Here is a 14,224-nt window from a genome sequence, read left to right on the forward strand (position 1 = left end):
GAAGTATGGAGCACTGCCTGTTATGAAAGAACTGCTACATAAAATCAGTGTTGTGACGGAAAAGCTAGAGCGCTTTTTGATCATGACCGCCATTCTCACGATGATGATTAATTCTACGGCCAATGCGATTGGTCGGTATGCTTTTAACAAAAGCCTGTTTTTTTCAGAAGAGCTCAATCAATTTCTGATTGTGTCTGTGACCTTTATTGGCTTCGCTTATGCAGTGCGCCAAGGGCGAAATATACGCATGACTGCGGTCTACGATTCACTAAGCACAAAAGCTCAAAAAGTTCTCACAACCATCATTGCGCTACTCACTGCCATGTTGATGTTCTATCTCACCTACCATGCGTTCTTCTACGTCAAAGAGTTGAAAGACATCAATCGATTAAGCCCAGCTCTTCAATTCCCTGTGTTTTGGGTATACGCGATTATCCCTATCGGCTTTTTCATCGCCGGACTGCAATACAGCATGAGTTTCTTGATGAACCTGCTGCACAAAGAGATCTACGTGTCATTTGACGTAATTGAAAATAGAAATACAAAAGTAGGTGAGTTCGAATGAGCGATGTTGCACAGTTTTTCTCGGACATTATTGCCGGCGAATTAGATATTTATGTCATCACATTTACTCTTGTCTCTGTGATGGTGATTCTGCTGTTTTTGAGCTTCCCTATGATTGTTCCGTTAGCGGTTGGGGCTTTGATTGGCTTGATTCATTTCTCTCAGGTTGAGCCGGGAGTGCTGATTCAGCAAATGGTGACAGGTATCTCGCCTAATGCATTGATTGCGGTGCCGATGTTCATCTTGGCTGCGGATATTATGACGCGTGGTCACACTGCGTATAACCTACTGGGTTTGATTCAAGCTTTTGTAGGTCACTTGCGTGGCGGGTTACCGATTACTACGTGTATCAGCTGTACCTTGTTTGGTTCAGTTTCCGGTTCGACTCAAGCGACCGTGGTGTCGGTTGGGCAAATCATGCGTCCTAAGTTACTGCAAGCAGGGTACAAAGACAGCTTTGTGATGGCGTTGATCATCAATGCCAGTGACATCGCGTTTCTTATTCCACCGAGCATCGGCTTGATTCTATACGGCACTTTAGCCAACGCCAGTGTAGGGGAGTTGTTTATTGCTGGTATTGGTCCGGGCTTAGTGCTCGCTAGCCTGTTCTCGTTATACAGCTATGCCTACAGCGTAAAACACAGCGACACCATCTCTTTGGTTGAAAAGGCCAACACTGCTGAGCGTATTGAAGCGATCAAGAAAGCGATTCTTCCTCTCGGCTTCCCTGCTTTGATTATCGGTGGTATCTATTCTGGCGTGGTCACGCCTACGGAAGCGGCTTCATTTGCCGTGTTGTATGCAATCATTGTTGAGTGCATTTTCTATCGCAAACTTGGCGTAAAAGACATCTGCGACGCGGCGCTGAATACCGGTTTGATTACTGCCGTTGTCTTTGTGCTGGTGGGTGTTGGACAGGCGTTTTCTTGGTACATCTCGTTTGAACAAATTCCTCAGGAGTTACTTGCTCCTCTTAATCTAGAAGATGCTTCACCAGAATACATTCTGTTTGTTATCGCACTGACTTTTTTTGTTGGCTGCATGTTCGTGGACTCATTGGTCGTTCTACTGATCTTGACGCCGATTTTCATGCCGATTGTTAATGCCGCAGGGATCGATCCAATCTTGGTCGGTGTGATGGTAACGCTGCAAATGGCCATTGGGTCGGCAACACCTCCATTTGGTTGTGACATCTTTACGGCTATCGCGATTTTCGAGCGGCCTTACATGGAAGTGATCCGTGGGACATTACCGTTTTTCCTTATTTTGATATTGATGTCTGCGTTGCTGATTTTCTTCCCAAGTATTGCACTGTTACCAAGAGATATTTTATTCAATTAATTCGTCGAGTTACCCTTATTCAATCAAGGATAGAAATATGAGTATATTGCCGTTAACACCTCCGCAGAGAGGGTTTGAATCAGCAGAACTAGAGCAACGTACTGTCGAGTTACAACAACGTCTACGTGCTCAAAACATCGATGCAGCGTTCTTTACGACCGAACCAGAATTTCGCTATTTCAGTGGCTTCAAATCGCAGTTCTGGGAAAGTCCAACTCGACCTTGGTTTTTGGTTGTTCCTGCGGTTGGCAAGCCTATCGCCGTGGTGCCAGAGATTGGTGTCGCTGGTTTCGACGATACATGGATTGACGACGTGCGCAGTTGGCCGTCACCAAGACCAGAAGACGACGGTATCTCTTTGTTAGCGGCAACGTTGTCTGAAGTATCGAGAGGTTCTCGTCGAATCGGTTCGATGGTCGGCCCAGAAACACATCTGCGTATGCCGGCCACTAACTATGCATTGTTACAGCAGAAGCTAAGCCAACATAGTGTGGTTGATGTATCGCTGATGATTCGCGATATGCGCAGTGTTAAGTCTCAAGTCGAAATCGATAAAGTACGCTTTGCGTGCCAAGTCACGGCGGCGGGTTTTGAGTATCTTCGCCAAAATTTAGCGATAGGCATGACAGAGCGACAGGCGTGTAAAGCCATGCATTTAGAAATGCTGCGTTTGGGTGCCGATGCGTGTCCTTACTTGATCTCGGCATCCGGGCAAGGTGGCTATGACAACATCATCATGGGGCCAACGGATCGTGTACTCTCTGAAGGGGATGTTTTGATCATCGATACGGGGGCTAACTTTGATGGTTACTTCAGCGACTTTGATCGTAATTATGCCTTTGGTCATGCAGCACCTGATACCATCGCTGCCTACGATGCCGTTTATCAATCGACAGAAGCGGGGCTCGCGATTGCTGAGCCGGGACGCACCACTGGAGACGTGTGGCAAGCTATGTGGTCGGTACTCGAAAAGAACGGCGCACTCGGCAACGATGTGGGTCGTATGGGGCATGGTTTAGGTATGCAGCTTACAGAGTGGCCATCACATGTGCCTAACGGTGATGTGATCTTAAAACCGGGTATGGTGTTAACACTTGAGCCGGGCATGGCATTTGCGAAAAACCGCATGATAGTGCACGAGGAAAACATCGTCATCACAGAATCTGGCTGCGAGATGCTGCATCAAAGAGCTTGGCAGTCGATGCCGATTATAGGCGAATAAACCGCAGTTAGTTACTTTGTTAACCCTTCTATTCATCCCAAATTAAGACCGCTATTTGAATAGCGGTTTTTACATTCAACTTCATTCTCAAAATGAGAATTCTCAACTAGATAATCATAACCCTCTGTTAAATATAGTTTTATTTTTCGGCACTATACTTGCTCCATTCCTCTTTACACGTTTATGGCTAGTTGAAAGAGGGAACATAATGAGAAATTGGAATTCAGTCATACTGCCCAGTTGTTTAATGCCGTGTTTTGCGATGGCGCTGACAACTGCAGATCTTACCTTTGAATCTGGAGCAGATGCGTCAAACTATTCAGCAAAAGGTAAACCCAACAATACCTATTCAATAGCCGATTCACTCCCACAAGATGTACTGACCAACGTCTATTCGATGCTCCCTGAAGGCAGTACGGTGAACAGTGCATTTATTGCGCCGGAGCGTTATTCGAGCATTGATATTGACGACGAGTTGAATGGTGCGGAGTACGCAACGGCGAAAATCACGTTCTTGAATGAAGGGGCGGGTTATCGAAATTCCCTCGGTTATTTTGTGTTTGACACTAACAACCCACCGGCGACCAAAGATGACATTAATGCGCATGTGATTGTGTTTCCCAATACGTCCGTTGCTAGTGTTGGTGAGATGCAGGAAGGCGACACGATTGATCTAAGTGTCCAACTTACCGCTGGTCAAACATTGGCTTTCTTCATTATCTCTAATGGTTGGGGTTGGGAGGGTTCTTATAACAATATCCCGTGGCTTGGCGGTTGGGGAACACCTTTTTACAGCTATCCATCGCTCAACCCAGAGGCGACCGCTGAATATCGAAGACACAATGTTGCCTTCCTCGATACAGAAAATGAGTTCTTAGTACTTGGCTTTGAGGATATTTATCGCCCTACCGGAGACAACGACTTTAATGATTTGATCTTCACTGTTGAAGTGACGCCATTTGCGGCTGTTGATGGGGTCAATGAAGATGGCACGACAGATTCAAAATACGAAGTGCTTGTGCAAGAGAACAATGAGGATGTGACAGTGACATCGGTCTATCCAAGCTCGAACAGCTACGCAACGATCGCATTTGAAGATAATTGGCCCTTAAAAGGGGATTATGATTTCAATGATGTGGTGTGGCGTTACCGAGTGACAGAGCAACTCAATGGACAGCGAGAGCTTAAAAACTTAACCATAGATTACACACTTCAGGCGATGGGGGCTGGTTACTCCAATGGCTATGCATTGAAACTGCCGAACGTTCTGCCTGCTAACGTGGCATCCACAACGTTGACTCGAAATGGTGTTGCCGTTGGCCATACTATTCTCAAAGAGGGGAGCAGCGAAACGATTCTGATGGTGTCTGAAGATTTGAGAGTGGAGCTAGAAAACCTAGGTGAACTCACCGAAAGCTGTGTCTTCTACCGAACACAAAGCGCTTGCTCTGAACAGCAAAATGCTGATGCTCTCAACTATCAATTGTACGTCGAGTTTACGTCTCCAGTATCGCGTGATGAAATCGGCTATCCACCTTATGACTCATTCATTTTTGCGGCTGAAGATATGTACCACGGTGATTTTGTTGGCACTCCTCCAGGTATGACATGGCAAACTCACCTCAAAGCGTTTTCTGGCACCAGTGACATGAATAATGCCTTGTTCAATAGTCACGATGACCGTTCTTCGGGCTCTGAATCGTTTAAGACCAGCAACAACATGCCTTGGGTGATTAACATCCGTGATGAATGGGACCACCCTGTCGAGTACATTGACATCAGTGAAGCTTATACGTCGTTCCCTACATGGGTAACCAGTAGTGGTGAGACAGATGGCGAGTGGTACAAGGCATCGACCACCAATAAAGTTATTTCAGCGACGGACGAGTAGGAGAGCACCATGAATTATACAATCAAACTATTCACCATCAGTTCTCTGCCTTTGTTAGTCGCTGCCTGTGGCGGCGGAGGTGGTGGGGGAAGCTCAAGTGCTGCGCCAGCTCAGACACCATCGGCCACGCCAACACCGGTTCAGACGCCCGCTTCTCCTGCTCAGCCAGCCGTTGCAGCGATAACCGACACTTCGGAGATTGTTGCGCAAGCTGGGTTTTCGTTTGATGTCGGTGAGAAGATCAGTTTGTCGATGGATTACACGGGAACCACTCCGGGAGCGCTGCACTTGTATTCCGAGTCGGCATTTGTGATGACTAACGGTGATGTTGTCGCTGACCCATTGTCTAGAATCACAACGGTATACCCAACTCAAATCGATGTTGTGGAATTAGAAGTGAATGGGAACTGGGATCAAATCTACGCTCGTTGGGTGCCGATGAGCAGCAGTGAACAAGAGCAAAGTTGGGTAATTTCACTGGATCAATCGAGCAATAGTTACCACTTGGCTTTTTAGTTGAACCAACCACGCTTTATTATCTCAATATTGGCGATAAAAATGAGAGCACCGAACTCGTTTATGGTGCTCTCGTTATAACTGATTTTCATTTTTACTCTTCATCAATCGCATCATCGACTTTCCCTCCCAATGCACAAATAACGATGCCTATTCGCTGTGTCTCGCCCTGTTTAGGCACAAAAGATAAGCGGTTGAAGTTTGTTCAGAATAAGCAAAAACATTTGACCAATAACTATCACACCTCAAATCTTTAATTGTTTTCGTTAGTGCTCTAAATGATATTTAATTTATTGTTTTATAATGATTTTTGTTGTTTTGAATGCTGTATTGTTACGGATTTGTTTTAAATAATCATTTGAACCCTAACTAAATTTCTGTCATTTTATATTTAACTGAACGTTCAATATAAAATAAAAGGACTGAGAAATGCCGAAGGTTGGGATGCCTGATATACGTAAACCACAGCTTGTTCAAGCCACCATGACGGTGATTGATCGAGTGGGTTTGCATGCCGCGAGTATTGCGTTGATCAGCAAAGAAGCGGGAGTCTCCACTGGCATTATTAATCATTATTTTGGTGGAAAGCATGGGCTGCTCGAAGAGACCATGCGTGAAATCCTTCGCCAACTTTCTAATACCATCACCACGTCACTAAAAGCGCTTCCTGTTGATGCTCACCAACAGAGAATCAACGCGATCATCGATGGTAACTTCGAAGGTTACCAAGCAGAAAATAAGGTCGCGAAGGCGTGGTTGGCATTTTGGTCATATTCAATGCATGACGAGCAGCTGAAAAGACTGCAGCGTGTGAATGAAAAACGTTTGATTTCACACTTACGTCTTGAGTTGAAAGGTATTTTGAATCATGAACAAGCGGATCTCGTTGCTCACGGGATTGCGTCTCTGATTGATGGTTTGTGGCTGAGAGGCACACTAAACCCAGATGGTATCGATGCTCAAAAGGCGCGTGCCATCATCAATGATTATCTAGATAAACAACTTACGTTCTACTCGTGCAGTACCAAATAGAACGCAATGTTAGGACTAGAACAGCACTAGAACGACCAATACTCACATATAGACCAGTAGAGTCTAACAACAATAATTAAGTCAGAATCTCAAATGGAAATGAACTCGTTATACATCGATGGCGCAGCGGTTAAAGCAACCTCTGGTGAAACCTTTGATAGCATTAACCCTGCCAACGGTGAACCTATCGCGACGTTAGGCCAAGCATCTTCAGCAGATGTCGACAGTGCTATTGAATCTGCGAAGCGCGGATTTGCGGTATGGTCTGCAATGACCGCTGTGGAACGCAGCCGCATTCTGTTGAAGGCAGTGGAAATACTTAGAGCTCGAAATAATGACCTTGCAAACCTTGAGGTTGTTGATACGGGCAAGCCGCTGCAAGAAGCAATTGAAGTGGATGTGGCGTCTGGCGCTGATGTTATTGAATACTTTGCTGGCTTGGCTCCAACGCTACAAGGCGATCAACAGCCGCTGAGTGAATCTCAATTTTTCTACACTCGCCGCGAACCGCTAGGCATCTGTGCGGGCATTGGCGCGTGGAACTACCCTATTCAAATCGCGATGTGGAAATCGGCTCCAGCATTGGCTGCGGGTAACGCGATGATTTTCAAACCTTCAGAAGAGACTCCGCTCACAGCTCTAAAGCTTGCAGAGATCTTTACCGAGGCTGGTCTTCCTGAAGGCGTGTTTAACGTGGTTCAGGGCGATTACCGTGTAGGTCAAATGCTAACGGCGCACCCAGACATCGCTAAAGTGTCGTTCACGGGCGAAACCGGTACCGGTAAAGCGGTAATGTCAGATAGCGCTAAGACGCTGAAATCAGTCACCATGGAACTTGGCGGAAAGTCACCAATGATCGTGTTTGATGATGCGAAATTGGATGATGCAGTGTCGGCTTCTATGGTGGCTAACTTCTACACCCAAGGCGAAGTGTGTACTAACGGTACCCGTGTTTATGTACACGAAAACATCTACAACGCATTCATCGACCAACTTAAAACACGCACTGAGAAGCTGATCATTGGTAACCCAATGGATATGGATACTCAGATCGGCGCGTTGATTTCTAAAGACCACCTTTCAAAAGTCCTTGAAGCAATTGAGCTAGCTAAGCAGTCGGGTGCAACCTTGCTGACGGGCGGCTATCAAGTGACAGATAACGGCCTCGAAAACGGCAACTTTGTTATCCCAACCGTGTTTGTGGATTGCGAAGACAACATGCCTCATGTTCAACAAGAGATCTTCGGCCCTGTGATGTCAGTGTTGAAGTTTACCGACGAAGACGATGTGATTCGCCGCGCTAACGACACCAAATATGGACTAGCGGCTGGTGTGTTCACGCAAAACCTTTCTCGTGCGCACCGTGTTATTCATCAAATGCAGGCAGGTATTTGTTGGGTGAACACGTGGGGCGACTCACCAGCAGAAATGCCAGTTGGTGGTTACAAGCTTTCGGGTATTGGCCGTGAAAATGGACCAGAGACTCTACTCCACTATACGCAGACTAAGAGCATTCTTATTGAACTTGGCGACTACGCCAGCCCTTATGCCTAACGCGTAACACTCAATTTTATGGGTTAGCTTAACAGAGCTAGCCCTACTGACTCATCTCAGGGAAATCAAAACATGGAACAACGCTACGATTATATTATCGTCGGCGCGGGTTCGGCCGGCTGTGTGTTAGCGGATAGGCTAACGGAAAGCGGTGAACATAGCGTTTTATTACTGGAAGCTGGTGGTACGGATAAGAGCATTTTTATCCAGATGCCAACCGCGCTTTCTTACCCAATGAATACTGAAAAGTACGCTTGGCAATTTGAAACAGAGCAAGAACCGGGTCTTGATGGACGTGAACTGCACTGCCCACGTGGCAAAGTGTTAGGCGGCAGCTCATCGATCAACGGTATGGTTTATGTTCGTGGCCACGCGTGTGATTTTGACCAATGGGAAGAAGAGGGTGCAGCGGGTTGGAATTACCAAGCATGCTTGCCTTATTTCCGCCGTGCTGAATCATGGAATAAAGGCGGTAATGAATACCGTGGCGACAATGGTCCTGTAGGAACATGTAATGGTAACGATATGGAGCTCAACCCGCTTTACCAAGCGTTTATCGATGCAGGTAAAGACGCCGGTTATCCAGAAACCAACGATTACAACGGCTACCAGCAAGAAGGCTTCGGCACTATGCATATGACGGTAGATAAGGGTGTTAGAGCCTCAACCTCTAACGCTTATCTACGTCGAGCATTGAAGCGTTCAAACCTAACCTTAAAGAAAGGCATCGTGGCGCGTCGTTTCCTACTTGAAGCACAAGACTCAAATGGTCAATCGGGCTTGAAAGCGGTTGGTGTCGAGTTTGAAAAGTCAGGCAATACCCAAGTGGCTGTGGCAAGTAAAGAAGTGATCTCTTCTGCGGGTTCTATCGGTTCTGTTCAACTGCTGCAGCTTTCTGGTATCGGCCCGAAAGCCGTGCTTGAAAAGGCCGGTGTTGAGCTCAAACATGAACTGAGCGGTGTCGGTGAAAACCTTCAAGATCACTTAGAAGTGTACTTCCAATATCACTGCAACGAACCCATCACGCTCAACAGCAAGCTTGGCTTGGTCAGCAAGGGCATGATTGGCGCGGAATGGATTCTGACTCGCAAAGGCCTGGGTGCTACTAACCACTTTGAATCGTGCGCGTTCATTCGTTCTCGCAAAGGATTGAAGTGGCCAAACATTCAATATCACTTCCTGCCAGCAGCGATGCGTTACGACGGACAAGCCGCCTTTGATGGTCACGGTTTCCAAGTACACGTTGGGCCTAATAAGCCAGAAAGTCGCGGTACGGTTGCGATCACTTCTGCTGACCCGCATGCCAAGCCAGAGATCATTTTCAACTACATCTCGACCGAGCAAGACCGCCAAGATTGGCGTGATTGTATTCGTCTGACACGTGAGATCTTATCTCAACCAGCAATGGATGCTTACCGCGGCGAAGAGATTCAGCCGGGTCTAAGTGTTACTTCTGATGAAGCAATCGACGAATGGGTTAAACAGAACGTGGAAAGTGCGTATCACCCTTCATGTGGCTGCAAAATGGGTTCAGATGATGATCCAATGGCAGTGCTTGATGAAGAGTGTCGTGTTCGCGGTATTGATAATCTGCGTGTTGTCGATTCGTCGGTTTTCCCAGTTATTCCAAACGGCAACCTGAACGCCCCGACCATCATGGTGGCTGAGCGTGCTTCCGATTTGATTTTGGGTAAGCCAATGCTCAAAGAGCAGGACGTTCCAGTGTGGATTGCACCTGAATGGCAAGACAAGCAAAGATTAAATAAACCAGTAAGAGATGCGTAAGCCTCTGTTATTGAAATAAAAATAAAAAAAGTAACATCCAAAATTAGTCAAAAGTCAGCAAAACTGCCCTGATTAGTATGAGTTAGGGCAGAAAAAGGAAAGATAAAAAGGAATCATTATGACGACTCAACATAAACAAACCGCTACAAAAAAGGCGCTCGTAACGCTAGCAATCAGTTCATTCGCGTTCAGTGCTTATGCCAATGCTTCAGTAGAACCACAGCAATGTGAAAACGTTCGCTTCGCTGATGTAGGCTGGACTGACATTACCGCTACAACCGCCGTTACTTCTGAACTATTAAAAGGCCTTGGTTACAAAACCAAAACCGACCTACTTTCAGTTCCGGTGACATACTCTTCAATGGCGAACGGCGATATTGACGTATTCCTAGGCAACTGGATGCCAACCATGGAAGGCGATATTGCTAAGTACCGCGAAGAGGGCACGGTTGAAACCGTTCGTGCCAACCTTGAAGGCGCAAAATACACACTAGCCGTACCAAAATACGTGTACGACTCTGGTGTGAAAAGCTTCGCAGACCTAGCAAAACATGCCGACAAATTTAAAGACCGCATCTACGGCATCGAGCCGGGCAACGACGGTAACCGCCTAATCCAATCAATGATTGATTCTGACGCGTTTGGCTTGAAAGATTTCAGCTTAGTGGAATCAAGCGAAGCGGGCATGGTGTCTCAAGTATCTCGTGCAGCACGTCGCAGCCAATGGATTGTTTACCTTGGTTGGGCTCCACACCCAATGAACAGCAATGTTGAAATGGAATACCTTTCAGGCGGTGACGACTTCTTCGGGCCTAACTACGGTGGCGCGAATGTTTACACCAACGTTCGTTCAAACTACCTGTCTGAGTGTGCAAACGTTGGTCAACTTTTACAAAACCTAGAATTCACTCTTGAGATGGAAAACCAGTTAATGGAAGAGATTCTTAACCAAAAAGTGAAGCCAGAAAAAGCGGCTCAACAATGGTTGAACAACAACCCTCAACAAGTTGAAGCTTGGTTAGACAACGTAAAAACGCATAAAGGTGAATCAGCGACTCAAGCGGTTACTGAATACCTAAAACAAGTTAAAGCTTAGTTCTACCTATCTCAACAGCTACATAAATAATAAAGGTGGGCTTGCCAATTTATCGATTGGCTTGAAGTAGCCCACCCATAATAAAAGGCAATATTGTGAATTTTATTACGGAAAACAAAATCCCTGTCGGACAATGGATGGAAGCGGGTGTTGATTGGCTAACAATCAATGCAGCAGGATTCTTTGACGCTATTTCGATTTTTCTAGAAACCGTTATTATGTTTTTAGTCGATGTATTTAAGTGGATGCCGCCTGCACTGCCAATCGTGATTACTGCTGCGATTGCGTGGTACTTACATCGTAAACCTTCGCTAGTGATTTTTGTGGTCGCGGCACTGCTGACTATTCTTAACCTCGGCTACTGGCAAGAAATGCTGGAAACCTTTGTTCTCGTCTTTGCGGCGACAACGATTTCCGTATTAATTGGCGTACCGGTTGGCATCATGGCTGCTCACCGTCCTTGGCTCTATACGATGTTGCGCCCAATTCTCGATTTAATGCAGACCGTTCCAACTTTCGTTTATCTGATTCCAACTCTGGTTTTATTCGGCTTGGGCATCGTTCCTGGCTTAATCTCGACCATTATTTTCGCTATCGCGGCTCCGATTCGTTTGACCTACTTAGGGGTAACGAAAGTCCCTGAAGAGTTGATTGAAGCGGGTAAAGCCTTTGGTGCAAGTCGCATGAAGTTACTGCTCAAAGTCGAACTGCCTGCCGCTCTGCCAAGCATCATGGCGGGTGTCACCCAATGTATTATGTTGTCGCTTTCAATGGTGGTTATCGCCGCTCTTGTTGGTGCTGACGGGCTTGGTAAACCTGTTGTTCGTGCATTAAACACAGTGAACATCTCACAAGGTTTTGAAGCCGGATTAGCGATTGTTTTAGTCGCAATCATCCTTGACCGCTTGTGCAAAACACCAAACCAGAAGGAAGCTTAATCATGTCTATCTCTCAGGAACAAAAGGCAATGGACGCGATTACCATTAAAAACCTTGATGTTGTGTTTGGTAACAAAGCCAATCAAGCGCTTGAGCTACTCGATCAAGGTAAAACTCGCCAAGAGATCATCGATGAAACAGGTCAAGTTGTCGGCGTAGACAATGTGTCGCTGACGGTGGAAGAAGGCGAGATCTGTGTATTGATGGGTTTGTCTGGTTCTGGTAAATCATCTTTGCTTCGCGCAGTTAACGGTTTGAATGAGATCAGCCGTGGTTCACTAACAATCAAAGATGGTGACCAACAAGTCGATTTAGCACAGTGTGATGAAGCGACTCTGCGTCACCTTCGTACTCACCGTGTATCTATGGTTTTCCAAAAGTTTGCTTTGATGCCATGGCTTAACGTATTAGACAACGTGGCGTTTGGCCTTGAAATGCAGGGTGTAGCAAAAGATGTTCGTCGTGCAAAAGCGCGTGAGCAATTAGAAATGGTCGGCCTAGCGGAGTGGGAAACTAAATTCCCTCATGAGCTTTCTGGCGGCATGCAGCAACGTGTTGGTTTGGCACGTGCGTTTGCAATGGACACCGATATCCTGTTAATGGATGAACCGTTCTCGGCGCTTGACCCATTGATTCGTGCTCAACTGCAAGATGAACTGATCACGTTGCAAAACAAACTCAACAAAACGATTCTGTTCGTGAGTCACGACCTAGATGAAGCACTGAAGATTGGTAACAACATCGCGATCATGGAGTCCGGCAAACTGATTCAACACGGTAAGCCTGAAGAGATCGTATTGACGCCAAAAACAGAATACGTAAAAGACTTCGTTGCTCACACCAACCCACTGAATGTACTTAAAGGTCGCTCTTTGATGCAGCCTCTTGATTCACTGACGCAAGAGAATGAAAGCTGGAAGATCTGCGATTCTAAAGATCTCTGGATTGAACAGAGCGAAGGTGCTTTATCAGTAAAAGGTGAATCTACTTTGGCGCTTGTCGAGTGGAGCGAATCTGACGACCTAACCGCGATCAGCGCGTCGAGTGTGGTCGTGGCAAGTCCGGAAATTGGCATGCGTGATGCGATTAAGCTCAAGCAGATCAGTAACCACCCAATTCTTCTCGTTGAAGACAATCAACTGGTTGGTATTTTGGATAACAGCGAGTTTTACAACGCACTAACGGGTAATTTTCAACTCAATAATGCCGCTTAGTGGTTTGAACTGAAATAATTCGTTCTCTAACGAATAAATAGGTAGTGAGGTGTTTAAAATCTTGCTACCTATATGACCTAACAGGCTTTTTATTTACTATCAACTTCTTGCTTTTTCTTACCTTGTTCGCCACTTTAAGACTGAATATCGCTGCCCATTGTACAAAAGTGTTGCCATGCGCAAATTCAGAGGCATATAAAAGATTGAGAATAGTATGAACATCAGTACAATGCGGAAAAATCAATGAAGTAATTTATCAATTTACAGTGTAATTCGAGCTCACCTGACGTAAATAATCAGGACATATCATCGCTTCAACGCTGTAAAACCATTCACAGTATATTAGTACAAAGGTCTGCATCTTGGACAAACATGACGAAATCCTGGTCGCTATTCGCCAAATTATTCGCGCTATCGATTTACACTCGAAAAAGCTGAGTAAAGAGTATGGTTTGACTGGCCCTCAATTAATCTTAATGAGAGCAATCCAAGAAATGGGTAATGTGACGATCAAAGAATTGTCTAATCACACCAATGTAAGCCAAGCCACCACAACCACGATCATCGATCGCTTGGAACTGAATGGCTATGTACAACGTGTTCGCAGCTCGTCAGACCGACGCAAAGTACACGCAAACCTGACTGAAAAAGGTCAAGAGTTGCTAAACAATGCGCCGCCACCGCTGCAAGATAACTTCGTTAAAAAATTCCAAAACCTAGAGCCGTGGGAGCAAAGCTTACTGCTTTCTTCAATGCAGCGAGTATCATCAATGATGAACGCAGAAGACATCGACGCCGCTCCAGTACTTCAACTTGAAGGCATTGCAAACGTAGCCAAGAGCTAACCTTATTTATAAATTATTTATTTAGAACAACAACTTAAATAATTGTCAAATGGTCGCACTAAGCGGCCATTTTTGATCCTGTCATTTAAAATTCTCTATTTGCCCTGCGTATTAGTTACGCCTTCTTATTTTAAATCCCCCCTGACTTTTTGCCCCGTTTGTAGCCGCCTCATTGGATTGTAATCAAAACTCCATTGACGATTCTCTGACAATAAAACACTAGACC

At 45.8% G+C, this 14,224-nt stretch carries 12 protein-coding genes; all 12 read left to right on the forward strand.

Annotated features, from left to right (window positions below):
* The first annotated feature begins 22 nt into the window (after positions 1 to 22).
* The 12 genes from AB4484_RS05915 to AB4484_RS05970 all read left to right on the forward strand — a co-directional run bounded on the left by AB4484_RS05915 (position 23) and on the right by AB4484_RS05970 (position 13,998).
* Positions 23 to 565 (forward strand): TRAP transporter small permease, encoded by a 543-nt coding sequence (locus AB4484_RS05915; RefSeq protein ID WP_332409120.1) that lies wholly within the window; start codon positions 23 to 25, stop codon positions 563 to 565.
* A complete protein-coding gene (locus AB4484_RS05920) occupies positions 562 to 1,905 on the forward strand; it encodes a TRAP transporter large permease (RefSeq protein WP_048610030.1) in 1,344 nt (447 codons plus the stop codon). The genes AB4484_RS05915 and AB4484_RS05920 overlap by 4 nt, the downstream gene beginning before the upstream one ends.
* Positions 1,906 to 1,942: 37 nt before the next feature.
* Positions 1,943 to 3,127, forward strand: coding sequence for a Xaa-Pro peptidase family protein (locus tag AB4484_RS05925; RefSeq protein WP_048610028.1), 1,185 nt, complete (start codon positions 1,943 to 1,945; stop codon positions 3,125 to 3,127).
* A 208-nt stretch (positions 3,128 to 3,335) separates the two neighbouring features.
* Positions 3,336 to 5,018, forward strand: a complete 1,683-nt coding sequence (locus AB4484_RS05930; protein ID WP_086968947.1) for an LruC domain-containing protein — start codon at positions 3,336 to 3,338, stop codon at positions 5,016 to 5,018.
* Positions 5,019 to 5,027: 9 nt separating this feature from the next.
* Positions 5,028 to 5,534: a hypothetical protein gene (locus AB4484_RS05935; protein WP_372076940.1), complete on the forward strand. Its 507-nt coding sequence runs from the start codon at positions 5,028 to 5,030 to the stop codon at positions 5,532 to 5,534.
* Between the two features lie 429 nt (positions 5,535 to 5,963).
* Positions 5,964 to 6,566, forward strand: a complete 603-nt coding sequence (gene betI / locus AB4484_RS05940; protein WP_048610022.1) for a transcriptional regulator BetI — start codon at positions 5,964 to 5,966, stop codon at positions 6,564 to 6,566.
* Positions 6,567 to 6,659: 93 nt separating this feature from the next.
* Complete coding sequence (betB, locus tag AB4484_RS05945; RefSeq protein ID WP_372076943.1) at positions 6,660 to 8,120, forward strand: betaine-aldehyde dehydrogenase; 1,461 nt, start codon at positions 6,660 to 6,662, stop codon at positions 8,118 to 8,120.
* A 72-nt stretch (positions 8,121 to 8,192) separates the two neighbouring features.
* Positions 8,193 to 9,905: a choline dehydrogenase gene (gene betA / locus AB4484_RS05950; protein ID WP_372076946.1), complete on the forward strand. Its 1,713-nt coding sequence runs from the start codon at positions 8,193 to 8,195 to the stop codon at positions 9,903 to 9,905.
* Between the two features lie 118 nt (positions 9,906 to 10,023).
* Entirely contained in the window at positions 10,024 to 11,001 is a 978-nt protein-coding gene (locus tag AB4484_RS05955) for a choline ABC transporter substrate-binding protein (protein ID WP_372076948.1), read from the forward strand.
* A 95-nt stretch (positions 11,002 to 11,096) separates the two neighbouring features.
* Positions 11,097 to 11,939: a choline ABC transporter permease subunit gene (gene choW, locus AB4484_RS05960; protein ID WP_019824535.1), complete on the forward strand. Its 843-nt coding sequence runs from the start codon at positions 11,097 to 11,099 to the stop codon at positions 11,937 to 11,939.
* Between the two features lie 2 nt (positions 11,940 to 11,941).
* Positions 11,942 to 13,153 carry a choline ABC transporter ATP-binding protein gene (gene choV, locus AB4484_RS05965; protein WP_372076951.1) on the forward strand — a complete coding sequence of 404 codons (1,212 nt, stop codon included), beginning with the start codon at positions 11,942 to 11,944 and terminating at the stop codon, positions 13,151 to 13,153.
* A 362-nt stretch (positions 13,154 to 13,515) separates the two neighbouring features.
* Entirely contained in the window at positions 13,516 to 13,998 is a 483-nt protein-coding gene (locus tag AB4484_RS05970; RefSeq protein WP_017061075.1) for a MarR family winged helix-turn-helix transcriptional regulator, read from the forward strand.
* Positions 13,999 to 14,224: the final 226 nt, after the last annotated feature.

The organism is Vibrio sp. 10N.261.46.A3, assembly GCF_041472995.1.
GTDB classification, from domain to species: Bacteria; Pseudomonadota; Gammaproteobacteria; order Enterobacterales; family Vibrionaceae; genus Vibrio; species Vibrio coralliirubri.

What these genes read in the sequence shown, in the direction of transcription:
- AB4484_RS05915 (WP_332409120.1), top strand. Translation starts at nt 23, where the DNA reads ATGAAAGAACTGCTACATAAAATCAGTGTTGTGACGGAAAAGCTAGAG.
- AB4484_RS05920 (WP_048610030.1), top strand. Translation starts at nt 562, where the DNA reads ATGAGCGATGTTGCACAGTTTTTCTCGGACATTATTGCCGGCGAATTA.
- AB4484_RS05925 (WP_048610028.1), top strand. Translation starts at nt 1,943, where the DNA reads ATGAGTATATTGCCGTTAACACCTCCGCAGAGAGGGTTTGAATCAGCA.
- AB4484_RS05930 (WP_086968947.1), top strand. Translation starts at nt 3,336, where the DNA reads ATGAGAAATTGGAATTCAGTCATACTGCCCAGTTGTTTAATGCCGTGT.
- AB4484_RS05935 (WP_372076940.1), top strand. Translation starts at nt 5,028, where the DNA reads ATGAATTATACAATCAAACTATTCACCATCAGTTCTCTGCCTTTGTTA.
- betI (WP_048610022.1), top strand. Translation starts at nt 5,964, where the DNA reads ATGCCGAAGGTTGGGATGCCTGATATACGTAAACCACAGCTTGTTCAA.
- betB (WP_372076943.1), top strand. Translation starts at nt 6,660, where the DNA reads ATGGAAATGAACTCGTTATACATCGATGGCGCAGCGGTTAAAGCAACC.
- betA (WP_372076946.1), top strand. Translation starts at nt 8,193, where the DNA reads ATGGAACAACGCTACGATTATATTATCGTCGGCGCGGGTTCGGCCGGC.
- AB4484_RS05955 (WP_372076948.1), top strand. Translation starts at nt 10,024, where the DNA reads ATGACGACTCAACATAAACAAACCGCTACAAAAAAGGCGCTCGTAACG.
- choV (WP_372076951.1), top strand. Translation starts at nt 11,942, where the DNA reads ATGTCTATCTCTCAGGAACAAAAGGCAATGGACGCGATTACCATTAAA.